22 protein-coding genes and 1 other RNA gene are annotated in these 22,558 nt (G+C 58.2%); 15 read left to right on the top strand and 8 right to left on the bottom strand.

Translation table 11 applies throughout. The annotated features are described in order from the left end of the window. Positions 1 to 2: 2 nt before the first annotated feature. Positions 3 to 1,838: an NAD(P)H-quinone oxidoreductase subunit F gene (locus tag GFS31_RS10795; protein WP_198804840.1), complete on the bottom strand. Its 1,836-nt coding sequence runs from the start codon at positions 1,836 to 1,838 to the stop codon at positions 3 to 5. A 714-nt stretch (positions 1,839 to 2,552) separates the two neighbouring features. Between GFS31_RS10795 and GFS31_RS10790 the strand changes: the two genes are divergently transcribed. The 8 genes from GFS31_RS10790 (at position 2,553) to GFS31_RS10755 (ending at position 8,799) form a co-directional block, all read left to right on the top strand. Beyond that, on the top strand, positions 2,553 to 2,861 hold the full coding sequence (locus tag GFS31_RS10790) for a carbon dioxide-concentrating mechanism protein CcmK (RefSeq protein WP_190496457.1): 309 nt from the start codon (positions 2,553 to 2,555) through the stop codon (positions 2,859 to 2,861). 197 nt (positions 2,862 to 3,058) lie between these two features. Beyond that, positions 3,059 to 3,397, top strand: a complete 339-nt coding sequence (locus GFS31_RS10785; protein WP_080806052.1) for a carbon dioxide-concentrating mechanism protein CcmK — start codon at positions 3,059 to 3,061, stop codon at positions 3,395 to 3,397. A 7-nt stretch (positions 3,398 to 3,404) separates the two neighbouring features. Beyond that, entirely contained in the window at positions 3,405 to 3,707 is a 303-nt protein-coding gene (locus tag GFS31_RS10780; protein ID WP_190496455.1) for a EutN/CcmL family microcompartment protein, read from the top strand. Between the two features lie 114 nt (positions 3,708 to 3,821). After that, positions 3,822 to 5,798, top strand: coding sequence for a ribulose bisphosphate carboxylase small subunit (locus GFS31_RS10775; RefSeq protein WP_198804839.1), 1,977 nt, complete (start codon positions 3,822 to 3,824; stop codon positions 5,796 to 5,798). 79 nt (positions 5,799 to 5,877) lie between these two features. Then, entirely contained in the window at positions 5,878 to 6,636 is a 759-nt protein-coding gene (locus tag GFS31_RS10770) for a hypothetical protein (protein WP_198804838.1), read from the top strand. Between the two features lie 37 nt (positions 6,637 to 6,673). Next, positions 6,674 to 7,537: a BMC domain-containing protein gene (locus GFS31_RS21675; RefSeq protein WP_198804837.1), complete on the top strand. Its 864-nt coding sequence runs from the start codon at positions 6,674 to 6,676 to the stop codon at positions 7,535 to 7,537. Positions 7,538 to 7,594: 57 nt separating this feature from the next. Then, positions 7,595 to 8,362 carry a class II glutamine amidotransferase gene (locus tag GFS31_RS10760; protein ID WP_198804836.1) on the top strand — a complete coding sequence of 256 codons (768 nt, stop codon included), beginning with the start codon at positions 7,595 to 7,597 and terminating at the stop codon, positions 8,360 to 8,362. Positions 8,363 to 8,364: 2 nt separating this feature from the next. After that, a complete protein-coding gene (locus tag GFS31_RS10755; RefSeq protein ID WP_198804835.1) occupies positions 8,365 to 8,799 on the top strand; it encodes a GNAT family N-acetyltransferase in 435 nt (144 codons plus the stop codon). Between the two features lie 39 nt (positions 8,800 to 8,838). Here the strand turns inward: GFS31_RS10755 and GFS31_RS10750 are convergent, their stop codons facing one another. Then, positions 8,839 to 9,291 carry a hypothetical protein gene (locus GFS31_RS10750; RefSeq protein ID WP_198804834.1) on the bottom strand — a complete coding sequence of 151 codons (453 nt, stop codon included), beginning with the start codon at positions 9,289 to 9,291 and terminating at the stop codon, positions 8,839 to 8,841. Between the two features lie 133 nt (positions 9,292 to 9,424). Further along, on the bottom strand, positions 9,425 to 9,844 hold the full coding sequence (locus GFS31_RS10745; protein ID WP_198804833.1) for a heavy metal-responsive transcriptional regulator: 420 nt from the start codon (positions 9,842 to 9,844) through the stop codon (positions 9,425 to 9,427). A 406-nt stretch (positions 9,845 to 10,250) separates the two neighbouring features. On the opposite strand from GFS31_RS10745, the gene zwf reads away from it, so the two are divergent. Next, positions 10,251 to 11,780, top strand: coding sequence for a glucose-6-phosphate dehydrogenase (gene zwf, locus GFS31_RS10740; RefSeq protein ID WP_198804832.1), 1,530 nt, complete (start codon positions 10,251 to 10,253; stop codon positions 11,778 to 11,780). A gap of 140 nt (positions 11,781 to 11,920) precedes the next feature. Next, positions 11,921 to 13,264: a glucose-6-phosphate dehydrogenase assembly protein OpcA gene (gene opcA / locus GFS31_RS10735; RefSeq protein ID WP_198804831.1), complete on the top strand. Its 1,344-nt coding sequence runs from the start codon at positions 11,921 to 11,923 to the stop codon at positions 13,262 to 13,264. Between the two features lie 71 nt (positions 13,265 to 13,335). Here opcA and GFS31_RS10730 read toward each other — a convergent pair whose 3' ends face one another. After that, complete coding sequence (locus tag GFS31_RS10730; RefSeq protein WP_198804830.1) at positions 13,336 to 14,175, bottom strand: DUF1350 family protein; 840 nt, start codon at positions 14,173 to 14,175, stop codon at positions 13,336 to 13,338. 527 nt (positions 14,176 to 14,702) lie between these two features. Further along, positions 14,703 to 15,091: a transfer-messenger RNA gene (ssrA, locus tag GFS31_RS10725) on the bottom strand. A 323-nt stretch (positions 15,092 to 15,414) separates the two neighbouring features. Here ssrA and GFS31_RS10720 point away from each other — a divergent pair. From GFS31_RS10720 to GFS31_RS10710, 3 genes are all read left to right on the top strand, one after another. Continuing rightward, positions 15,415 to 15,834, top strand: a complete 420-nt coding sequence (locus GFS31_RS10720; protein ID WP_198804829.1) for a hypothetical protein — start codon at positions 15,415 to 15,417, stop codon at positions 15,832 to 15,834. Positions 15,835 to 16,032: 198 nt separating this feature from the next. Then, positions 16,033 to 17,091 (top strand): aromatic ring-hydroxylating oxygenase subunit alpha, encoded by a 1,059-nt coding sequence (locus GFS31_RS10715; protein WP_198804828.1) that lies wholly within the window; start codon positions 16,033 to 16,035, stop codon positions 17,089 to 17,091. A gap of 160 nt (positions 17,092 to 17,251) precedes the next feature. Beyond that, positions 17,252 to 17,956 carry a Uma2 family endonuclease gene (locus GFS31_RS10710; protein WP_198804827.1) on the top strand — a complete coding sequence of 235 codons (705 nt, stop codon included), beginning with the start codon at positions 17,252 to 17,254 and terminating at the stop codon, positions 17,954 to 17,956. Between the two features lie 69 nt (positions 17,957 to 18,025). On the opposite strand, the gene GFS31_RS10705 is transcribed toward GFS31_RS10710, so the two are convergent. Together GFS31_RS10705 and GFS31_RS10700 are read right to left on the bottom strand one after the other, a co-directional pair. Continuing rightward, a complete protein-coding gene (locus GFS31_RS10705; RefSeq protein ID WP_198804826.1) occupies positions 18,026 to 18,220 on the bottom strand; it encodes a DUF2283 domain-containing protein in 195 nt (64 codons plus the stop codon). 97 nt (positions 18,221 to 18,317) lie between these two features. After that, a complete protein-coding gene (locus tag GFS31_RS10700; RefSeq protein WP_198804825.1) occupies positions 18,318 to 18,467 on the bottom strand; it encodes a hypothetical protein in 150 nt (49 codons plus the stop codon). A 99-nt stretch (positions 18,468 to 18,566) separates the two neighbouring features. Here GFS31_RS10700 and GFS31_RS10695 point away from each other — a divergent pair, with 99 nt between their 5' ends. Continuing rightward, on the top strand, positions 18,567 to 20,480 hold the full coding sequence (locus GFS31_RS10695) for a WD40 repeat domain-containing serine/threonine-protein kinase (protein WP_198804824.1): 1,914 nt from the start codon (positions 18,567 to 18,569) through the stop codon (positions 20,478 to 20,480). A gap of 2 nt (positions 20,481 to 20,482) precedes the next feature. Here GFS31_RS10695 and GFS31_RS10690 read toward each other — a convergent pair whose 3' ends face one another. Further along, on the bottom strand, positions 20,483 to 21,220 hold the full coding sequence (locus GFS31_RS10690) for a dienelactone hydrolase family protein (protein ID WP_198804823.1): 738 nt from the start codon (positions 21,218 to 21,220) through the stop codon (positions 20,483 to 20,485). Positions 21,221 to 21,552: 332 nt separating this feature from the next. Between GFS31_RS10690 and GFS31_RS10685 the strand changes: the two genes are divergently transcribed. After that, a complete protein-coding gene (locus GFS31_RS10685) occupies positions 21,553 to 22,539 on the top strand; it encodes a GntR family transcriptional regulator (RefSeq protein WP_198804822.1) in 987 nt (328 codons plus the stop codon). The last annotated feature ends 19 nt before the right edge of the window (positions 22,540 to 22,558 follow it).

Genomic DNA, 22,558 nt, shown 5'->3' with positions numbered 1-22,558 from the left:
GGCTACCACAGGCTCCAGGTCATGAAAACGCCAATCAGGCCCACCCCGGCCATGATGGTGAACAAATACAGTTGAGATTGGCCAGAAACGCTGTATTTCAGGCTTTCTCCGCCCAAGAGTGACGCTAGGCCGACGGCATTCACCAGGCCATCCACCACGTAGCGGTCAAACCAATTGCTCAGGCGCGACAGCCCTCCCACGGCGGCGACCACGGTGTTGGCATAGAGCCGTTCGGTGTAGAAGTCGTAGGCCAACAGGTCTTGGAGAATCCGCACCGGACGATTGCGCGACCGGGCCAGGGACTTGGACAGGGGAATCGCCGATCCCAGGGCGACCCCTGCCACCCCAAAGGCCACCAGGAGGGCGGTTACGGGCCAGTTCAAATACTCCACGGGCGGCAATAGCGACATCCGGGCCATCATCACGGGCACCAGCAGGGTCACGATGGAGAGGGATACCATCGGCACCGCCATCGGCCAGGGCACCTCTGGGGCGCGGCGGGTTTTGGGCTGGGCCTGCCCCAGAAAGACCAGGCGGAAGACACGGGTCAAATTCAGGGCCGTTAAGAAATTCACCAAGAGGAAAACTAAGGCCAGCAGGGGCGAACTCTGGCTGAGGAAATCCGCCCCCATCCGCAGCCCCCAGAAGCAGCCGAGGGGGAAAATTCCCACCATGCCCAGGGAGCCAATCACAAAGGCCAGGGTCGTCGCGGGCATCCGTGACCACAAACCGCCCATTTCCGTGAGGTTTTGGCTGGTGGTGGTGGTGATGATGCTGCCCACCCCCATAAACAGCAGCGCCTTGGCCACCGCATGGGTGAGCAGCAGGGTAATCGCCACACCGGGCCACTCTGTCCCCACGGCCACGAAGACCAGACCCAGGTAAGCGCTGGTGGAGTAGGACAGCGTCCGCTTCAGGTCAATCTGGGCCAGGGCCACCAGGGAACCCCCGATGGCCGTAATGCTGCCCAGGGCAATCAGCACCCCCAAGGTGACAGGGGACAGCACCACAATCGGCTGAAGGCGAATCAGCACGTAGGCCCCGCAGGTGACGACGACGGAATTTCGCAAAATCGACGCTGGGTTCGGCCCTTCCATCGCTTCATCCAGCCACAGGTGCAGGGGAAACTGGGCGCATTTGCCAATCGGCCCCGCAATCAGCGCCAGCCCCAGCAGCGTCCCCACCAGGGGCGAAAGATTTTCGGTTTTGACCCACCCATAGAGGTCGTTAAAGTTTAGGCTTCCGGCCATTGCCGCCAGGGCTACGACGCCCATCAGCAGCAGCACGTCGCCAATGCGTTTGGTCAAAAAGGCATCGCGGGCGGCGGTGACGACGAGGGGCTGGGCATACCAAAAGCCCACCAGCAGGTAGGTGGAAAGGGTCAGCATCTCCAGCAGCGAGTAGGAGACGAACAGCGACCCGCTCAGCACCAAGCCGCTCATGGCCGCTTCAAAGAACCCCATCAGGGAGTAAAACCGAGCCAAGGCCCAGTCCTTTTCCATATACCCTAGGGCAAACACCTGGGCCAGCAGACTGAGGAAGGTAATCAGCTCCAGCGCCCCCAGGTTCAGCACCGAGATGTCAAAGGCCAGCTCTAAATGCAGGTCGGCAAACTTGAACCAGGAGAAAACGAGTTCCTGGGAACCTTCATTCCAAATGCCCTGAAATACCAACAGGCCGTGGATAAAGGCGAACAGCGTCATGGCGATGTTGAGGTAGGCTGCTGGCCTTGGCCCCGTGCGGCGGATAAAGCCCATAGACCACGGCAGGGCCAACACCACCCCCAGCAGCCCATAGATTGGCAGCAGCCAACTTGTCTCCACCCACATTTGGTTCATAAATTCGTCACTACCTCGTCTAAACAATCTGCGACAGGCCACCCATCCACCCAACGCTGACCCATCGGGAAAGAGGGCGTCACCGCAGACCTACTCCTTCCAGCCTGACGAATTCGTGGCCATTGCACCATTAAGATATGTGAACGAAGCGATGCCGGGATGGCGGATTCCAACCGTTGATCTGCACCCCCTCGCCCGCCCCAAAACCCAGAAGGCCAGACCGAGCTATCAGCCGTTAGCCATCATCCTACCCGATTCGTGAATCCCCCCGGAGATCATGCCCAGCGACCAAAACAATTGATTTATATCAATGCAATGCCCAGATATAATTTTAATACTGCAACTCTGGCATCCATCAATTTTAGGTGGCGATAGAGGGCGACTCAGGTCAACAGCAGCCCCCTGGCAGACCCTAAATGAGGGTGAGGACTCACCCCGGAAAGAGCCGCCAATGGCCGCTTTCGCAAGGGCTTTGGGGATAAGGTTTAATAATACTCAACATTAGCAACAATCATTGAGACTTATATTGCAAAAGTGTCAATCGACACCTATGCTTAGGTTGTCATCAAAGAGAAATCAGCTCTTTTCGCCTTCACTAACCTTGAGCAAATCCCGTTTCTTGATGAGTTCGGGACTGTTCATGCTGCCAATAAAGGCTGAATTCCTGGGTGAACGCAGGGGAAAAGATCTAGATTTAACAAGGAGATTACGACAATGCCAATTGCTGTTGGAATGATTGAAACCCTGGGTTTCCCGGCTGTCGTGGAAGCGGCGGATGCCATGGTGAAAGCCGCCCGTGTAACCCTGGTGGGCTACGAAAAAATCGGTAGCGGTCGCGTCACCGTGATCGTGCGTGGTGATGTGTCCGAAGTGCAAGCGTCTGTGTCCGCTGGGGTGGAATCCGCCAAGCGCGTCAACGGTGGCGAAGTGCTGTCTACCCACATCATTGCTCGTCCCCACGAAAACCTTGAGTTTGTGTTGCCCATTCGCTACACCGAGGCTGTGGAGCAGTTCCGAAGCTAGGGTAAACCTTGCTTCATAGGTTGTCGTTTTGGTTCTGCAACCCAGGTCTATGGGGCCCAAGTCCGTGACGGACGTGTGGAACGGTAAAAATGGCTTTCCTAACTTTATACGTGTTGCCCAAGGGCGTCTGGCCAAGGGCGACGTAGGTTACGCACACAGCCAGTAAACAATACAAGCTTAAGGAAGGGCTTACAAGCATGGCAATTGCAGTTGGTATGGTAGAAACGCTGGGTTTCCCCGCTGTGGTGGAAGCCGCCGATGCGATGGTGAAAGCCGCTCGCGTCACCCTGGTGGGCTACGAAAAAATTGGTAGCGGTCGCGTCACTGTCATCGTCCGTGGCGATGTGTCTGAGGTGCAAGCCTCTGTGGCCGCTGGTATTGAAAATGTTAAGCGCGTGAACGGTGGCCAAGTGCTGTCCACCCACATCATCGCCCGCCCCCACGAAAACCTAGAGTTCGTGCTGCCCATTCGCTACACCGAAGCGGTGGAACAGTTCCGCGAGAGCGTCAGCGGTATTCGTCCCTACGGCAGATAGGTAAGCCATGCTCTTGGCTAAGGTGCGCGGCACGGTGGTTAGCACCTGCAAAGAGCCCAGCCTCAGCGGTGTGAAATTTTTGCTGGTGCAGCTCATCAGCGAAACGGGGGACTTGCTCCCCGATTACACCGTAGCGGCAGATGTGGTCGGCGCAGGGACAGGGGAATGGGTGTTGATTACCCAAGGCAGCGGTGCCCGTCAACATCCCGGCTATGAGGGGCGTCCGGTGGATGCAGCGGTGATCGCCATTGTTGATACCGTCAGCCTCGACAGCGGTGCCCTCTACGACAAGCGGCACGATTTTAGCTAGGGGTAGCCAAGCCGCAATGGCAACCGTCCAGGGTTGGGGAACCGCTCTGGACATTGCCTATCCGGGCTAAGGGGTTCCTGGTTAGGGGCGCTGATTTTTTTGGAGACTTGGATCATGACGGTCAGCACGCTGGCGGCGTCTCGGGTGTCGGATGCCACCTCTGAGGGAGCTTTCTCTAGGTTTGAGTCCGTGGGCGATGTGCGCCTAGGCCAGGGGGTGGCGATTGCCCCCAGCGCGGCTTTGCGGGCTCAGGTGGGAGCAACCTGTGTGGTGGGTTCTCGCACGGTTATCCAGGAAGGGGTCACGATTAACGGTCTGGGTCAGGCTAGGGTGCTTGGCGATGACCAGCGACCCTACACCGTCTGGATTGGTCAAGGCGCAACCCTCACCCACCGGACGCTGATTCAAGGCCCAGCCTACATTGGCGACAACGTTTTCATCGGGTTTCGCTCCACCATTTTCAATGCCCGCCTGGGGGCCAACAGCATTGTGATGATGCACGCCCTAGTGCAGGATGTGGAGGTTCCCCCAGGCAAATTGGTGCCGTCGGGATCGGTGATTACCCGCCAAAGTCAGGCCGATGGTTTGCCGGACGTTAGCCCCCAAGACTTGGCTCTGGTGCGAGAATTGCTCGGCTATGGCCCCGCCCCCGCTGATTTGAATGCTTTATCAACTGAGCTGAACGCCCTATCGGCGGAGTCGCCCTCGGCTTTGGCAGGCTCTAACTTAGCTGGCTCCAACTTAAACGAACGCGATGGATTAGGTACTATGCAATCTCAACAGCTTTCCCCCGATGTTGTGCAGCGGGTGCGCCAGTATTTGGCCCAAGGTCTGCGCATTGGCACCGAGCACGCCGACAATCGCCGCTACCGCAGTGGGGTGTGGCAAACCTGTAGCCCCATCCAGGCCACCCGTGAAGGGGAAGCCTTTGCCGCCCTAGAGGCTTGTCTGGCCGAGCACCGGGGCGAGTATGTGCGGATGTTCGGCATCGACCCCAAGGCCAAGCAGCGGGTGGCTCCGGTGACGATTCAGCGGCCCGATGGCAAGGCCGTTGAGGTGAATGGTTCTGTGCCTGCGGTTTCCAGCGGGGCCAGCCAAGCCTACCGTCCGGCGGCGGTGGCGGCGGGATCCCTGTCCGCTGAGGTGGTGAATCAGGTGCGCCAGTTTATCAGCCAGGGCTACCGCATCGGCACCGAGCACGCCGATGGCCGTCGCTATCGCAGCGGCGTGTGGCAGACCTGCGCTCCCATTACCTCCAACCGTGAGGGGGAGGTACTAGCGGCCCTAGAAGCCTGTCTGGCCGATCATGCCGGGGAATACGTGCGCCTGTTCGGCATTGACCCCCGCGCCAACCAGCGGGTTGCACCCATCACCATTCAGCGGCCCGATGGCAAGCCCGTTAGCGGCTCCTCGGTTCCAGCGGGGACAGGCTTTGGCCGTTCCGTGGGTCAGCGTCCGGCCAGCGGTGGTGCCGTGAACCTCAGTGGCGACCTCGCCCAGCAGGTGCGGCAACTGATCAGCCAGGGCTACCACATTGGGGCCGAGCACGCCGATACCCGTCGCTACCGCAGTGGCGTGTGGCAAACCTGCGCTCCCATCACCTCCAACCGCGAGAACGAGGTACTGGCGGCGGTGTCTCAGTGCATGGCCGCTTACCCCAACGAGTATGTCCGCATCTTCGGCATCGACCCCAAAGCCAAGCGCCGTGGGCCTGAAGTGACCGTACAACGGCCTGGTCAAGCCCCCGCATCCGGCCCCAGTGTTCCCGTAGCGTCCTACTCTGCACCCCAAGCGTCCGCCCCTGCTCCGGCCAGCCAGGGCGGCGGTCAAGGTCTCAGCCAAGACACCGCCCAACAGGTGAACCAGTTTGTCAACCAGGGCTATCGTCTCAGCCTAGAGGCCGCTGATCAGCGTCGCTATCGCAGCAACGTATGGAAGACCTGCGCCACCCTAGAAGGGAGCCGCGTCTCGGATTTGCTGGCCGCCATTGATGGCCAACTGCGGGCACACCAGGGCGAGTATGTTCGCCTAGTTGCCGTGGATCCCAAGGCCAAGCGGCGGGCGGCGGAAGTCACCATCCAGCGTCCTTAAGTTAGGGCGTTCCTAGGGATACCGATAGCCAATGATAGGGCCACTGCCAACGGCACTTGCCAATCCTGACGCTCCTGCTTTGGGGGGACAGGTTGAGGTAGCCGAGGGCGTGGCCCTTGGCGATTGTGTGGTGCTGGATGCGGCTCCGGGCTGTCGGTTGGTGGTGGCCCCTGGGGTGTGCGTGGGCAGCGGCGTGATTATCCAGGCCGTCCGGGGAGATGTGGTGATTGAACCGGGGGCGGTACTGGGCAGCGGTGTGCTGATTGTTGGTGCCGGACGCATTGGCCAAAACGCCTGCATTGGCGCAGAAAGCACCCTGATTAATCCCGCGATTTCGTCCGGCCAAGTGGTGCCCCCTAACTCTCTATTGGGCGATCCCAGCCAGTCTTCTGCAAACGGAACGGCCCCGAATCCAGTGGCCTTCCAGCAAGCTGCATTGATTCAAGACGCATCGGTTCAGGAAAGATCTGCCCAAGAGACACTCATTCAAGGAACCCCTATTCAGGCAACCTCAGTTCAAGCAATCCCTGCTCAAGTCACTTCTCCGCAGGAAAGCTTCGTTCAAGAGACACTTTCCGAAACCTCTCAAGACAACGCGGCTGACACGTCTACCCCGTCCCTCTCCAATGAGGCCGAAACTAAGGAAAAGGGAGGTGGTGACGTAGAATTGGAAGCCGATCCGGCTGATCAGGCCGATTCACCCATCCCTTCTAACGGCACCCGTCCACCCGCCCACGGGCAAAAGCAGGTGCAAGACCTCCTATCCAAGCTGTTTCCCCATCGGCAGCCGTTAAATGGTGTCACGTCCGGGGGTGTGTCTCCTGAGGACAAGCCTTAGAATGGAGTATACGGATCTCATCCCCTAGAGGCGCTCTATGCAAGCCGACGGTAAATTAGCCTCAAAACAAGACTTGAAATTGGCCCCCAAGGCTAAGCTGAACCTGGCCACCCCTCCCGCCAGTCAGTCGGAGCCTAAAAGTCGGTTTGACAAGTACCGTGGCTCGGCCCTGGGCATGGTGTCGGCAGCGGGGTTTCCGGTGGTAGTGAAGGCGGCGGATGCCATGCTGAAGGCCGCTGATGTGTATCTCGTCGGCTACGAAAAAACCGGAAGTGGCCTTTGTACGGCCATTGTGCGGGGCGGGGTGGCCAACGTGCGGATGGCGGTTTCGGCGGGCGTCGAAGCGGTGGAAGAGGCGGGCCAAACGGCGTCCTCCAGCCTGATTCCTCGGCCTTTGCCTAATCTGGAAGCAGTGCTGCCCATCTGTGCCCGGTGGGAACAACTGCGGCGCGAAGGCAAAAGTCGGCTGGGCAGTCAAGCCATTGGGCTCTTGGAAACGCGGGGCTTTCCGGCCATGGTGGGCGCAGCGGATGCCATGACCAAATCCGCCGATGTGGAGCTGATTTCCCACGAAACCATTGGCGACGGGCTCTGTACGATTTTGATTCGCGGCTCATTGCCCAACGTGGCCATTGCCATCGAAGCCGGAATGCACGAAGCGGAACGCATCGGCGAACTCCATGCAGTAATGGTGATTCCTCGGCCCTTGGATGACTTGGCGGACTCCCTGCCCCAGGCGGCAATGGAGGAAGAACAACCCCTACGCCTGCCCATCAACCTGGAGGCCAAGCAGGAAGAAGCCGTGGCCGAACCCCTGGCCCTGGAAGCCTCGGCCACCGAAGAACTGGCCCAACCCCTCAGCCTAGAGCTAGAGCGCGAACTGGCCGACGAGGAACTTTGATCCAGAACATCCGCTAAAATTTTTCGGGAGTCGTGCCACCCCATCCCCACCATCCGCATGTGCCAACTCCTCGGAATGAACTGCAACGTGCCAACGGATATTTGCTTCTCCTTTGAAGGCTTTTGTGCCAGGGGTGGCAAAACCGACGACCACAAAGACGGCTGGGGCATTGCTTTTTTTGAAGGACTGGGTTGCCGGGTGTTTTTGGATGACAACCCCTCCAGTACCTCCCCCATTGCTACCTTGGTGCGGCAGTATCCGATCAAATCCATGAACGTGATTGCCCACATTCGCAAGGCCACGGTGGGGCCAGTGGGGCTAGAAAACTGCCACCCCTTTAAGCGCGAACTGTGGGGCCGCTACTGGGTGTTTGCCCACAACGGCGATGTCCCCACCCTGGCGGTTAATCCCGGCCTCCATCAAGCCGTGGGCCAAACCGACAGCGAACGCGCCTTTTGCCAAATCCTCAACCGTCTGCGCCAGCGGTTTCCCCAGGGCAAGCCCCCGATCACCGACCTCTACTCGGCCCTCAAAACCATCACCGCCGACATTGCCCAGCACGGCATTTTCAACTACCTGCTCTCCGACGGGGAACACTTTTTTGCCCACTGCTCTACCAAGCTCTGCTACATCGTGCGGCAAGCGCCCTTTGCTGCCGCCCACCTGATTGACGAAGACCTGACGGTGAACTTTCAAGAACTCACCACCCCCAGCGACCGAGTCGCCATCATCGCCACCACCCACCTAACCGATAACGAACAGTGGACGCCCATCAAATCCGGCGAGTTGCTGGTGTTTCACAACGGCCTACCCCTAGCCCTCTAGCCATGCGATCCATCCACATCCGGCCCGCCACTGTAGCAGACAGTGCGGTGATAGCCATGCTCCTCGATGCCTTAGGCTATCCCGTTGAGCTTGATTTTCTCAACCGCAGCATTCAGCGCCAGCTTGATCACGACGATGCCGTGCTGCTGGTAGCCGAGGTTGAGCAGGCCGTAGTGGGTGTGATTTCCCTGCATTTCATCCCCCAACTGGCCCTGCCGGGGGACTTTTGCCGCATCAGCTATCTCTGCGTCAGCCCTGAAGCCAGAGGACAAGGCGTTGGCACCGCCCTAGAGGAACAAGCCTATCAACTTGCCCAAGAGCGGGGGTGTGATCGCCTTGAAGTCCACAGCCACAGCCGCCGTCTGCAAGCCCATCGCTTCTATGCCCGCCAGGGATACGCAGAATCCCCTAAGTATTGGGTTAAACGGGTATTTTGACGATGGGCTGGCTTACCCTATGAGTCTCCTGCTGTTGCTCTATAAGTTCGAGGCTTGGGCATCAGAGACGAGCTTGTTAAGCTGCTGGATAGCCTCTTCCAGTTCTTGAACAACTGGGAGGTTAATGGTAGCACTGCTTGTACTGATGCCATCAACGATCAGGCCACCAGTTGCATCAATACCTCTTTCCGCTGCATCCACAATAATTCCTGCTAAGGCGGTAATAGGGTTAAGTTTCAGACCCTTAGCGGTGACTTGCAATGCCCCTTTCGTTCCTTCAAAAGCCATGGCTGTAATTTGAGAGCCTACCTGAGAGTTCCGATAGCGCTCAATGCGTCTGGCCTTGGCCTGCTCTAGCGCGGTAATCACCTCACAAGCTTCGTCTAGGGACATTCTGAATCCTTTCCAAAAGATGGGCATCCTGTCGGGGATAGAACCGGATACCTTTCTTAAGTTCTTGATTGTCTGCTGTGTAAGTTGGAGATACGTCATAGTCTTTCATCCATCGAGACTATGTTGGGGATAGCCAAAGTATTCCCAGAACGCAAGGCTGGCTAACACAGGGAAAACGGAATGAGTAGCAGGATGCCCTAAGAGGGCTAGGGTAGCTTATCACCGCCTTTGACTATGCCAAGGAAACGGTTTCGATGAGGGGGCAAATCTCCCCATCGGTCGTCTGGGGGGGATGGCTGGCCCATTGATCCTGGTACTGTTCGAGTTCTGCTTTGAAGACTGTCATTTGATGAATTTGGGCCTCTAGATGATCAATTTTTTGCTGCAAGAGGGACTGGACAAAGTGACAAGGGGTGTGGCCTTGCTGATGTACTGTCAACACCTCCTTAATGTCTTCTAGGGAAAATCCGAGGGCCTGGGCTTTTTTGATGAACTCCACCTGCTGCACGGTGGTGGGGGCGTAGTATCGGTAGCCGTTCTGGCCGCGCTGGGAGGTAATGAGGCCCAGGCTTTCGTAGTAGCGCAGAGCACCGACGGCCACCCCAGTCTGGCGTGACACTTCGCCGATTTTAAGGTGGGTAGTGGTGATCATGATGGTTTCTTGCTCCTAACAAGTCGCGACGATGCAGGGCGGGCCATCGGCCCATGACTGGTGCAACGGACGAGAAGTTCCCCTGAAGTGGGCTATGACCATGGCTGTCTCCGCCAAGCCAAGTTTTGATGCTAACTTACGGGCTTTCCAGGGCGTGGGTGAATGGACTGCCTTAAAATCAAGAGGCCAAGACGAATCCGGCTAGGCGCTTTTGTCTTGCATGGCTCCATCAATCACATGGGTACTGGAAGCCCCGCGCCGTTGATTAAGACCATCTATAGTATGGGCAGATTCTTGGCAAGTGCCGCCACAATAACAACGTGGGCCCATTGGGTTCACCCACGCTGGCCTTCTGAGTCGCGACGGCTTTGGTTACAACTGCCCCTACTCCCTACCCCCAACGCTTATGGTGTCTTTGATTGAAAATCCCCTGCGGGTTGGCCTTCAGCAAGACCGCATCCCGGAGCCGCAAATCCTGGTGATTTTTGGGGCCTCTGGCGACCTCACCCAGCGCAAAATTGTCCCCGCCATTTACCAAATGCGGCGGGAGCGGCGCTTGCCCCCAGAGCTCACGATTGTAGGCGTGGCGCGGCGGGAATGGAGCCACGACTTCTTCCGGGAGCACCTGCGCGAGGGCATCGAGGAATTTGGCAACGGCATCGGCCATGAGGCGGTGTGGGAGGATTTTGCCAAGGGGCTGTACTACTGCCCTGGGGATATTGACAACCCGGAGTCTTACCAAACCCTGAAAACTCTGCTGGCAGAACTGGACGAGCAGCGGGGCACCAAGGGCAATCGGGTGTTTTACCTCTCGGTGGCCCCCCGCTTTTTTGGGGAAGCCACCCAGCAGCTTGGGGCGGCAGGGATGCTGGAAGACCCCGACAAGCAGCGGCTGATCATCGAAAAACCCTTCGGCAAAGATCTGGCCTCGGCCCAGGTGCTGAACCGGGTGGTACAGAAGGTGTGCGACGAACGGCAGATCTACCGCATCGACCACTACCTCGGCAAAGAAACCGTCCAAAACTTGATGGTGTTTCGCTTTGCCAACGCCATTTTCGAGCCGCTGTGGAATCGGCAGTTTGTGGATCACGTCCAAATTACCGTGGCGGAAACCGTGGGCCTAGAAGGACGGGCGGGCTACTACGAAACCTCCGGTGCCCTGCGGGACATGGTGCAAAACCACCTGATGCAGTTGTTTTGTCTGACGGCAATGGAGCCGCCCAACTCCCTCGATGCCGACAGCATTCGCAACGAAAAAACGAAAGTTCTGCAAGCCACCCGACTCTCAGATATTGACGACCTTAGCCAAAGCGCTGTGCGGGGGCAATATTCCGCCGGATGGATGAAGGGGCAATCGGTACCGGGCTACCGTGAGGAGGAGGGCGCAAATCCTGAATCCACGGTGCAAACCTTCAGCGCCCTCAAGCTGGAAATCGACAACTGGCGCTGGAAGGGGGTGCCCTTCTACATGCGTACCGGAAAGCGAATGCCCAAAAAGGTGAGCGAAATTTCTATCCACTTTAAGGAAGTGCCCCACCTAATGTTCCAGTCTGCCGCCCAGCAGATGAACCACAACGTCTTGGCCCTGCGGATTCAGCCCGACGAGGGTATTTCTATGCGGTTTGAGGTCAAAACCCCCGGCAACTCCCTGCGGACGCGCTCGGTGGATATGGACTTCCGCTACGATGCCGCCTTTGGCCAAGCCAACACCGATGCCTACGCTCGCCTGATCGTGGACTGTATGCTAGCCGACCAAACCCTGTTCACCCGGGGCGACGAAGTGGAAGCCTCCTGGCGCTTGCTCACCCCCCTGCTGCAAGTGTGGGACGCCCCCGCCGATCCCGCCGCCATCCCCATGTACGAAGCCGGAACCTGGGGGCCAATGGAAGCGGAGTTTTTGCTCAACAAAGACGGTCGCCGCTGGCGCAGGTTGTAGCCCACCCTTTGGGAAGTAAGCTACACCCCTAGCCCCGGAGGCCCTCTCCCCTAGCCCCTCTCCCAAGGTGGGAGAGGGGGACAAGAAATCCACTCTCTTCCCCACTCCCTGCTCCCTAACCCCTAACTCCCCAAACCGCCATGACCATGACCCCCACCGTTGCGCTCCAGCGCCCCAAGGACATTTCCATCGACGAGATTGAATCGGAACTGCGAAATATCTGGCGACAGCAGGATGCCGGAGCCGCCGCCCCCGTGGCCACCCGCGCCAGCACCTTTACCATGGTGATCTATGAGCCGGAGGAGGTGCAGCAAGTCCTCGCAGCCCTGGAATTCTACCCCGGCCCCATCGACGGCAACCACGGCCCCCTCACCCGTGAGGGCATTCGTCAGGCCCAGATCGCCTATGATTTGCGGGTGACGGGACGCATCGATCCACCCACCTTGGCCAGGGTGCGCGAGGAGTATAGCCAGCTTTCCCAAATCCAAAAGGAATACCCAAACCCCGACCTGCGCGGCTTCAACCTCAGCGAATCCATCTCCGCCCATAACCCCTGTCGCGTCATCACCCTCTGCCCCACCTTCGGCGAAGATACCGGGGTGACAGCCCAGGTTTCCGCCTACTGCCCCGTGCAAAAGAAAAGCACCAGCAACCTGATTTGCTGCGAGTACATCACCCTGCGCGGCACCAAGGCGGCGTTGGAACGGGTGAGCGACCTGGTGGCGTCTTTGATTCTGCCGGAACTGCCCCGGTTTGTGTGGTGGAAGGCCACCCCTAGCCCAGAGCAGCCGATTTTCCAAAACCTGGCTAAATCCAGCAACTGCATCATCGTCGATTCCAGCTATTTCAGTGATGCCGAAGCCGAACTTCACACCATGCAGTGCCTGATCGAAGAAGGCATCACCATCGCCGACCTCAACTGGCACCGTTTGGCCCCGTGGCAAGAACTCACTGCCGCCGCCTACGACCCCCCGGAACGCCGCGAATCCCTCAAGGATGTAGACCGCATCAGCGTCGATTACGAGCAGGGCAACGCCGCCCAAGCCCTGATGTACCTAGGCTGGTTTGCTAGTCGCCTGGGGTGGGAACCCGTGGACTACACCGAACAAGGGGGCGTCTACAACCTCAAAACCCTGCACTTCCGGGGGCCAAATGGCATCGAAATTGAGGCGGAACTGGCGGGCATTCCCGTAGCCGACTCCGGCGAAGTAATCGGCGACCTCACCGGAATTCGCCTACTCTCCACCAACGAGTGCGCCAACTGCTGCACCATCCTTTGCTCCGAAACCACAGGCTGTATGCGCATGGAGGCGGGGGGCGGTGCCCAGGCGTGCCAAGTAGAACAGGTGACGGCCCTCTCCGACCAAAAGGCGGACTTCATGCTGGGCCAACAACTCCAGCGCTGGGGCGAAGATGTGCTCTACGAAGAAAGCCTCGCCATGGTGGCCAAAATGATGCGCCTGCTTCAGGGGGAGTCAGCCTGAGCATTGCCAACCTAACCGTCTCGTTCGCTGTTGACTCGCACCCACCTGGAGGGACACGGCTTGCCACCCTCCTAGGGTGTCTCGGCTCCCTTTCGTTTGAGGGCAATGGGCGTCGCCTTGGGAGGGACGATAGGCTCGGCCAGCCAGGTCAAAAGTGTCTGCTTGAGCTGGTTTAGATCCCGATAAAACTCCTGCTTCACAAATTGGCCTAGGGCATCGAGGGGCGAAAACGAATCCCCTGGCTGCCAGCCAATATCTTGAGCAATAGGCGTTGTGTGGCTACCCTGAAGGATCTGCACCGTCGTCTGCTGTGGAAAGCGCGGCACCAGCGTATCCGCCAGCGGTCGGGTTTGGTCGATGGTGTCGTTCCGAAACTTGATCAGCAGATTGTGCGCTACCGGATACTGATCCCGCACGAGGGCTAGCGTCGCCTCCGGGCCGGGAGTAAACTCCACATCCAGCGCAGGACTAAACTGCGCCACCTGCTCTAAAAAAGGAATCGACCGTTTGGCTGGGTAGTTGTTAAAGCTCATGTAGATGTTTCCCGCCCGATCCACCTCCCACAGACTGTTAATCAGGAGGTGTACCTTGCAACCCATGCTGTGCCCTAGGCCATAGATGGGCAGATACGGATCATTGATGCCGAGCCGTCGATCCAGATAGCGCAGGGCCTGACTGAAGGTAATCAGGACTTCCTCCGCAATTGCTTCGTGGTCAAAGGTATTGATGAAGGGAGTAGCCACAATGATGTAGCCCTGGCTTGCCAGGTTCTCTAGCAACCAGCGGTAGGTCACGCTGGGGGCCGCTGCCACAAACGCCCCGCCGAGAAAATGGATAATACCCCGAGGGCGGGGAGGCATCAAAATCCAGTTGCCCGTCACCTCTTGCCAGGTTGCGATCCCATTTACCATAGCTGTCGCCAATTCGCCCATCCGGTGTTGTGTGTATCTTAATGTAGCGAAATTTGAAGTTAGTGATAACCGATGAGCCAATGCTCTCCCTACACCTGGGCACACTGCCGTCTTTTAGGGGGAATCACAACGGTTGCTTGGATCGAGTTAAACGTCAGGAATTCTTAGTTTTTTTGCGACATTTAAACTAAGATTTGTAATGTTCCTCAGGACGATATTCCCGCAGCCAGCAACGCTCTAGAAATCGCACTTGGTAGGTACGCCAAAATCGCCAGGGATTATAAATCGCCTGGTGGTTACGGTTAAAGATGGGTTGGTTTAGGTAAGGCCAGACGGGGAATTGCATGTTCCTAAAACTCTTAAAAAAAACAATAGCAGCAGACAACTTTCAGGAAGATCGACCTCCCTAAGCGTTGCCAACCTTCCGTAGCCTAGGGCTACCTTCTCAGTATAGGCAGATGCAAAAAGAGACCCAACATTGAGTCTCTTACTTGGAAAAATATTTAATAATCAAACACATGTTGTAGGAATGGAGCTGACGGGAGTCGAACCCGTGTCCGCTTTGAGTATTAACACACCACTCATTCACAGGCTTAGCCCCGCTAATCCTTGGGGCAGGAACCGCCACTTATCCCGGACGGTGGGATGCTCTAATGAAAGCTTAGCCGACAGACTCACTAGAGAACGCCTGTCAGTGCATCCGTTGGGGTTTTGTCCATAGTCCTTAACGGAGTCAAACTATGAACGCTCGCTAAAAGAGTTTTAGTTAAGCGGCAACAGGTGCAGCTTTACGAGCAAAAGGAACGATGTTGTTCGCACTTACGTTTGTTTTGAGCCTGGATTAACGAGAGTGGACTCCCTCTCGGCCTGTATCACAGCGTGACTTTCGTCAAAACGTCGAAACCGTTACAGCCCCCTGGGTGAACTCTTTCGTTTATTATAGGCCAAGATTCTACCCCTGGGAGAGGGTTGCCCTAGAATTGCGGTAGGGAAAGCCGCCCTTCCGGTCGGTGACGGCCCACCCCGGATGCCCCCTTAGCCGCTGCGCCCTTATAGCATTGATAATCATTCATAAACTGAGAGGGACAGCCCTCGACGTATAATTATCTCTTAAGCATCCTGTTTCCCTAACTTCGGGCAGCAGTGAGCTACCTCGGCTAGCCGAGGGTGCGGCCTTGATATTCACCCCGGCGGTCGCCCTCCTGGTGACGGCCTGTTGCAATAAGGACTTTAATACCGATGACTACCCCCAACGACGCCAGCAACCCCGAAACCCCAGAAAAAGAGACCAGCCCTCGACGTCCTAGCCGAGCCAAGCGCAACACCTCGGAAGGAGGATTGGTGAAAGCTGGCGACAGTGGGGTGGTATTTGTTCTGGATGACGAAACTCGCTTGGTGGAAACCGATAGCCTGCCCAACCATCGGCCCATTGCCCTCAGCAGCTTTGAAATTGTGGGCACCCTCGATCAGGCGGGTCAGCGTCCCATTGGGGCCAATACGTTCATGATCTCCACCCTCGATACCCTACCCGGCCACCGTCCGGTCGGCGTGAGTACCCTAATTATTTCCGACCTCCATACGCTTCCCGGTGATCGCCCCATTGCGCCCAACGACGTGATCGATCCCCGTCCGTCCGTGCTGATGGGCTACCTCGACTAGACATCTGGATTATCCTGGGCATACCGCCCTTGCCTACGCCTCTCCTTGGGGGAGACAGCTAGGACAAGGGCGGTTTTATCGCATTAATCTGCCTTAATTTTGGGGCAGAAGCACACCCTTGCTGTTCAAAATCATCATGAGCCATTGAACGGCGCGATAGTATTGTAAAGGCTATTTTCATCAAAGAGCTTAGGGCCTGTGGTTGCTGTCAACGATATTTATCTGCTGCGTAATATTTGGTACCATGCCATGCCCAGCGCCGACCTCAAGCGCGGGAAAATGGTGGCCAAGACCCTGCTCAACGAGCCGATTTTGTTTGGCCGCACCAACCAGGGCAAAGCCTTTGCCATCCGCGACCTTTGCCCCCACCGGGCGGTTCCCCTAAGCTGCGGCTGGTACGATGGCGAGACCGTGCAGTGCTGCTACCACGGCTGGCGCTTTGATGAGCATGGCAAGTGCGCCGAAATTCCGTCGTTGATGCCAGAGCAGGAGATGGATCTGAGCCGCTTTGACGTGCGCAGCTACGAGGTCAAAGAAGTGCAGGGCAACCTTTGGGTGTATATCCCCGACCCCGACCGCACAAAGGCCCAACCGCCCCGATTCGACGTGCCCAGGGTGCCCGGTTTTGGCGATGAGGTGGCCCCCAACGTCACCTACACCATGCGCTTTCCCTGCTACATCGACCATGCCGTGGTGGGGTTAATGGACCCGGCCCACTCGCCCTTTGTCCATCGTTCCTGGTGGTGGCGGGGCGGCACCCTCAACGACGAAATCAAATGGTTCGACCCCTCGCCCTACGGCTTCACCATGCGTCGTCACCAAATGCCCGAACACATGGGCCGAGGCTACTGGTTAATTGGCGGCCTACCCGAAAACGAGATCATCTTTTACCTGCCGGGGGTACGCACCGAAGAAACCACGACCCCCAAAAACCGGGTCGTAAACCTAACCACCGTCACGCCCCTCACCGACGACCAAACTGACGTTACCTTTCAGCTCTATTGGGATATCCCCTGGGGCAACCTGCTGAAGCCCATTTTGCCAACCCTGATTCGCTCCTTCTTAGGACAGGATCGGGATGTGGTGATCAAACAACAGGAGGGGCTAAAACACGAATCGGTGCTGCGGCTGATCAAAGATTCCGACACCCTGGCCCGCTGGTACTATCAGCTTAAAAAGGAATACCAGCGCTCCCAGGACGAATCGCGAGAGTTTGTTACTCCCGTCAAAACGCAACTGCTCAAGTGGCGGGCTTAACCATTCAAGGTAGTAGAGCGGCAAAATCTTGATGGGATGCCTTGATGCGATGCGGTTAGAGATGGTGTGTGCTGAGAGACTGGTATGCTCAACGATCAGGATGTATCCCACACTCCAGGCCATTGGCTAGCATAGAACCACCCTACCAATGCCCCGTCCCATGACGACCACTCCCGCGACTTCCGTTCAATCGGCCAAACCCACGGTGGCCCCACCCCTCGAAAGCGGCGACCGTCTGACTCGCCCAGAGTTTGAGCGTCGCTATGCCACTGCCCCCGTCACCCAGGCCGAACTGATTGAAGGAGTTGTCTACGTGGCCTCACCCCTGCGGTTTCAACAACACGCCGAACCCCACAGCCGCATCCATGGTTGGGTGTGGACGTATCAGGTGATGACCCCTGGGCTAAGCCTAGGTATCGAACCCACCGTGCGCCTCGATTGGAATAACGAGCTACAACCCGATGTTGTGCTGCTGATTAACGAAGCTGCCGGGGGCCAAACCCGCGTGGATGCAGACGGCTACCTAGAGGGCACACCGGAACTTGTAATCGAAATTGCCGCCAGCAGCGCCGCCATTGACCTAGGGGCCAAAAAACAAGCCTATCGCCGCAATGGGGTGGCAGAATACCTGGTATGGCAAGCGTTTGAGCAAAAAATTGACTGGTACCACCTCACCGAAGGCGACTATCAACCCCTGCCCATAGACAACGAGGGCGTAATCCGCAGCCAGCGATTTCCGGGGCTGTGGTTAGCGACGGGGGCGATACTTTCCGGCGATATGGCCCAGGTGTTAACGGTGCTGCAAAGGGGGCTGCGATCTCCAGAACATCAGGCTTTTGTGGCGCAGCTTTCTACCCCAGCGTAGGGTGCATTCGCGGCATCGATATCTTGTGGGACGATGCAATCAACCCCCTGGCCGCAATGCACCAAAGCTCTAAGAAGCCAGGAGAGCGGCCACCGCATCTTCCGACATAAAACGCCTGAAATCAAGGATTTCAACCAAAACGAGTTTGTCGTCGGGGGAGTAGTGGAGAATCACCTGACCATTTTTTTCGGCGTAGGCGATGGGTTCCTGGGATAGCTCTATCAGCAGGGCATCCACATCTTTGCTGTAGCTAATTTTTTTCATACCGCGACCTCCATTTTGGATTGCAGCCGTTGCTGTACTGGCAGAGGAAGCGCCTTAAATTGTTTGGCAGCAGGCTTGGTGAACTCCAGGCGATAGCTCATAGCCCGACATCGGCCTTGAGGGCGTCCCAAGACACCGTACCTTCCGTGGCCACGGTCGCCAGAGCTTCACGGGCCGCTTGAAGATCAGCAGCATCTTCAGCCTGCTTAGCCTGCAAAAACTGGAGAAAATCAAGCACCTCCACCAATACAGACTCGGAGGCTCCCTCGATAATTGCCTGTTGTTACCCAAGCCAAATCTTGCCGAATCTTCAGTAGGATGGCGTTACCTTTCATCCGTCCTACCTATGGACAGCCTCTGCCTTAACCCCCAATGTGCCCAGCCCGTTAACCCGGCTGCGGCCCTGCGGTGCCAGTCTTGCGGTGCGCCTTTGCGGCTGAATCAGCGCTATCGGTGTGGGGCGGTGCTGGGGCAGGGGGGCTTTGGCCGTACCTATCGGGCGGTGGATGAGGGCGTTCAGCCGCCGGAAGTTTGCGTCATCAAGCAGCTTTGGCCAGATTCCAAAGGTTTTCGCCAAGATAAAACGCCTGAAGCACAACGACAACGGTTTTGGCAGGAGGCCGAACAGCTCGCCACCCTGGGCTACCATCCCCAAATTCCCCGGCTGTTAGAAGCCTTGGATACCGAACAAGGTCAGTTTTTAGTGCAGGAATACATCCCTGGCCCCAACCTCGACCAACTGAATCCGCCGCTAGAGGAAGCCCAGATTCGCCGCCTGCTGAGCGACCTGCTGCCTGTGCTGCAATTTGTCCACGAGCATCAGGTCATCCACCGCGACATCAAACCCGCCAACATCATCGCCCCCTCGGATGATCGGCCCTGGGTGCTGGTGGATTTTGGCGCGTCCAAAACCGTGAACCTGGAGGCGATGGCCCAAACCGGAACTGTGATCGGCAGTGCGGGCTATGCCGCCCCCGAACAAACCCTCGGCAAGGCCGTCTTTGCCAGCGATATTTTCAGCCTCGGCCTCACTGCCCTGCACCTGCTGACCGGGCTTCATCCCTTCGACCTCTATGCCGTGGGCGAGGATGCCTGGATCTGGCAACCGTTCCTTACCCAACCCATCAGCCCTGCCCTGACCCGCGTTCTAGACCGAATGGTGAACCGTCGCCTGAAGGAACGCTACCGCAGCGCCCAGGAGGTGATGGCCGACCTGCGATGGGGCAGTCTTTCCCCAGTCCCGTCTTCCCCAGGCAAAGCCTTCCCGATGCCAAAGTTCTTGGGGACGAGGAGACTTCGCCCCTACCCGACTCCTGTGGGACGAGGAGACCTCGCCCCTACCCCACCCCCCACGTGGCAAGCCCGCCACCGCATCGATCTCCCCGGAATTGTGGTTCAGGATTTAGCCATCAGCCCCCAAGGTTGCACCCTGGCGGCGGCCTGTGCGGATGGGTCGGTGCGCCTGTGGGACTGTACCAATGGTCAGCTTTTGCACCAGTTTCGCAAAACCCTGCGCAGACCGGGGCATCGGGGCAAGGTGAACGCAGTGACGTTTGGCGCTAACGAAACGGTGATTAGCGGCGGCGAAGATGGGCAGGTGATTCAGTGGAATTTGGCCCATCCAGGTGATCGTCAACGGCTTCCCCTCACGAGTTGGCAGGTGTCGGCCCTGGCTTTAGGCCCCGACGGCGATACCCTGGCGGTGGCCTGTGGCGATGGGCGGATTTATCTGGTGTCCCCCTCGCAGCAGTTTCAGCCCAAGGTGTTGGTGCATCACCAAGCTGCCGTGACGACCCTGGCCGTTAACGTGACCGACAAGCTTCTGATCAGCGGTGGCCAAGACCGCACGATTCGCCTGTGGTCGCTGCCCGCCGGACGGCTGAGCCACACCATCACCGCCCCCAAAGCCCCGATTACGGCCCTGGCTTGCCACCCCCAGGATGGCCGCATCGTCAGCGGCGATGCCCAGGGCAATGTGCAGGTGTGGACGGCGCAAGCTTCTGATCAGGGATCGCTGATCCAACGGTTTTCCACCTCGATTACGGCTTTGGCCTTGAGTTCTGATGGGCAGTGGCTCGCTATCGGCACCGAGGCCGGACGACTGACCCTGATGAATTTGGCCCAGTTGAGCTTGGGGGAACCTGATCCGGGGCAACCGATGCGCCACGATTGGTCGGTAACGGCCCTCGCCTTTACCCCCGATAGCCGCATGATCGTCAGTGCCAGTGCCGATGAAACCCTGCGCTTTTGGTGCTGTTGAGGCTAGAGGGTTTTGCTGAATAAATCCAGCACCCGTTCCCAGGCGTCTTGGGCGGCGGCGGCGTTGTAGCTGTAGCGCTGGTCGCAGAAGAAACCGTGGTCGGCGTCGGGGTAGCGGAAGATTTGGTGGGGCACCTGATGGGCCTTCAGCGCCTCCTCCATCTGATCCACTTCCTCCAGGGAAATCAGCGGATCCTGGTCGCCAAAGAAGCCGTAGAGGGTGCCGCCGATGTCGCCCGTGCGGCTGAGGGTGGGTTCGCCGCCGCCCGGTGTGCTGTTGACGATGCCCGCACCGTAGAAGGAGGCGGTGGCCTTCACCTGGGGCAGGGTCGCCGCCAGGTAGGCCACATGGCCCCCAAAGCAAAACCCAATGCAGCCCACGCCGCCGGGACGCACGTTGTCCTTGGCCAGCAGGAAGTCAATCGCCCCCTGCACGTCGCTCAGCAGTTCCTCGGCGTGGGTGCCCGTTTTGTATTGACGGCCCTGGGTTAAGCCCTCGTCGGTGTAGTCCACCTCAAAGTGGGGGGCTTGGCGGTGGTAGATGTGGGGAGCGATGGCCACGTAGCCCGCTCCGGCGATGCGTTCCGTCACGTCGCGGATGTGGCTGTTGACGCCAAAGACTTCTTGGATGACCACCACGCCGCCAAAGTGGCCCTCACGGGAGGGTTCGGCCAGATAGGCGGGGATAGACAGGTCGCCGCTGGTGATGGAAACGGTGGCGCTACGGACAAGGGAAGACATGGCGGCTGGGGATGATCAACATCCCTTACCTTACCGCTGGGGCTGGGGCAAATGTCAAAAATTATTGCGCGGCCCTACGGCCAGGGAAAGATGACGGCGCGTTGTGGAGGTTTCGTCCTAAATTAGCAGTACGGCCTGTGGATCAATGGAGAAGAGCCCTCACCCCCAGCCCCTCTCCCAGGACGGGAGAGGGGAGCCGGAAAGTTCCTTCACAGTCCCTCCTCCAGGGGGAGAGGGATTTAGGGTGAGGGCCGCAGGGGCTTAGCCATGTTCTAAGTCTCTAAGGACAAACCGACAATCAATCCCGTGGCCTTTGTTCGGAGGTAAGTGTGGTGGTGCAGTTTCATATTCAGCCCGATAGCGACATTCCCGCTTCGACCCAGCTCTACGACCAAATTTGGTTTGCCATTGCCTCCCGGCAGTATCCCCCCGGATACCGACTGCCCAGCACCCGCCAACTGGCGATGCACACGGGCCTACACCGCAACACCATCAGCAAGGTCTACCGCCAGCTTGAGGATGCCGGAGTAGTAGAAGCCCTGCCCGGATCCGGCATCTACGTGCGGGAGCAGGGGGTGGGGGAAAGTGCGCGGCCCCAGTCGGCCCTGTGGGATGAGTTTCCCCAGGCGCGGTCGGTGGTGGAATCGGGTTTGGATGAGTTGCTGCGCCAGGGCTGTTCCCTCAACCAGGCGCGGGAGTTGTTTTTGGCAGAAATTGACTGGCGGCTGCGGTGCAGTGCGCGGGTGCTGGTGACGGTGCCCAGCCAAGACATCGGCGCGGGCCAACTGATTGTGCGGGAACTGGAGGCAGCGCTCAAAATTCCCCTACAACTGGTGCCCCTAGAGGAATTGGATGCGGTGCTGGCCCAGGCTCGGTCTGGCACGGTGGTGACAAGCCGCTACTTCATTAACGAAGCCGAGGCCATCGCCGCCCCCAAATCGGTACGGGTGATTGCTGTTGACATTTACGACTACAAAAAAGAACTCAGCCTGCTGAAGGATTTGCCCCAGGGCACTTGCCTCGGCATGGTCAGCCTCAGCACGGGCATTTTGCGGGCGGCGGAGGTGATTAGCTACAGCCTGCGCGGCGACGACATTTTGGTGATGACCGCCCAAACCGAAGACAGCTATAAACTCGGTGCCGTGGTGCGCAGTGCCCAAACCATCGTGGTGTTTGACGAAGCCAGCCTGCCCACGGTGAAGAAAACCATCGCCGCCGCCCGTGATGACCTGATTCGTCCGCCCCACCTGGTGGTGTGCGACAACTACATCGGCGAAAAATCCATCACCCTGCTGAAGCGAGAACTGGGGCTAGACTAGGCCCAAGGAGAGCCGCCTG

Source organism: Leptolyngbya sp. BL0902 (assembly GCF_016403105.1).
In the GTDB taxonomy this organism is placed as follows: Bacteria; Cyanobacteriota; Cyanobacteriia; order Phormidesmidales; family Phormidesmidaceae; genus Nodosilinea.
The sequence above is the reverse complement of the archived record's forward strand: the minus strand, read 5'-3'. Positions and strand labels throughout refer to the sequence as shown.

Coding starts and splice junctions, on each gene's coding strand:
- GFS31_RS10790 (WP_190496457.1), top strand. CDS start 2,553: ATGCCAATTGCTGTTGGAATGATTGAAACCCTGGGTTTCCCGGCTGTC.
- GFS31_RS21675 (WP_198804837.1), top strand. CDS start 6,674: ATGCAAGCCGACGGTAAATTAGCCTCAAAACAAGACTTGAAATTGGCC.
- GFS31_RS10785 (WP_080806052.1), top strand. CDS start 3,059: ATGGCAATTGCAGTTGGTATGGTAGAAACGCTGGGTTTCCCCGCTGTG.
- zwf (WP_198804832.1), top strand. CDS start 10,251: ATGGTGTCTTTGATTGAAAATCCCCTGCGGGTTGGCCTTCAGCAAGAC.
- GFS31_RS10795 (WP_198804840.1), bottom strand. CDS start 1,838: ATGAACCAAATGTGGGTGGAGACAAGTTGGCTGCTGCCAATCTATGGG.
- GFS31_RS10750 (WP_198804834.1), bottom strand. CDS start 9,291: ATGACGTATCTCCAACTTACACAGCAGACAATCAAGAACTTAAGAAAG.
- GFS31_RS10780 (WP_190496455.1), top strand. CDS start 3,405: ATGCTCTTGGCTAAGGTGCGCGGCACGGTGGTTAGCACCTGCAAAGAG.
- GFS31_RS10755 (WP_198804835.1), top strand. CDS start 8,365: ATGCGATCCATCCACATCCGGCCCGCCACTGTAGCAGACAGTGCGGTG.
- opcA (WP_198804831.1), top strand. CDS start 11,921: ATGACCATGACCCCCACCGTTGCGCTCCAGCGCCCCAAGGACATTTCC.
- GFS31_RS10720 (WP_198804829.1), top strand. CDS start 15,415: ATGACTACCCCCAACGACGCCAGCAACCCCGAAACCCCAGAAAAAGAG.
- GFS31_RS10760 (WP_198804836.1), top strand. CDS start 7,595: ATGTGCCAACTCCTCGGAATGAACTGCAACGTGCCAACGGATATTTGC.
- GFS31_RS10690 (WP_198804823.1), bottom strand. CDS start 21,220: ATGTCTTCCCTTGTCCGTAGCGCCACCGTTTCCATCACCAGCGGCGAC.
- GFS31_RS10695 (WP_198804824.1), top strand. CDS start 18,567: ATGGACAGCCTCTGCCTTAACCCCCAATGTGCCCAGCCCGTTAACCCG.
- GFS31_RS10705 (WP_198804826.1), bottom strand. CDS start 18,220: ATGAAAAAAATTAGCTACAGCAAAGATGTGGATGCCCTGCTGATAGAG.
- GFS31_RS10710 (WP_198804827.1), top strand. CDS start 17,252: ATGACGACCACTCCCGCGACTTCCGTTCAATCGGCCAAACCCACGGTG.
- GFS31_RS10775 (WP_198804839.1), top strand. CDS start 3,822: ATGACGGTCAGCACGCTGGCGGCGTCTCGGGTGTCGGATGCCACCTCT.
- GFS31_RS10745 (WP_198804833.1), bottom strand. CDS start 9,844: ATGATCACCACTACCCACCTTAAAATCGGCGAAGTGTCACGCCAGACT.
- GFS31_RS10730 (WP_198804830.1), bottom strand. CDS start 14,175: ATGGTAAATGGGATCGCAACCTGGCAAGAGGTGACGGGCAACTGGATT.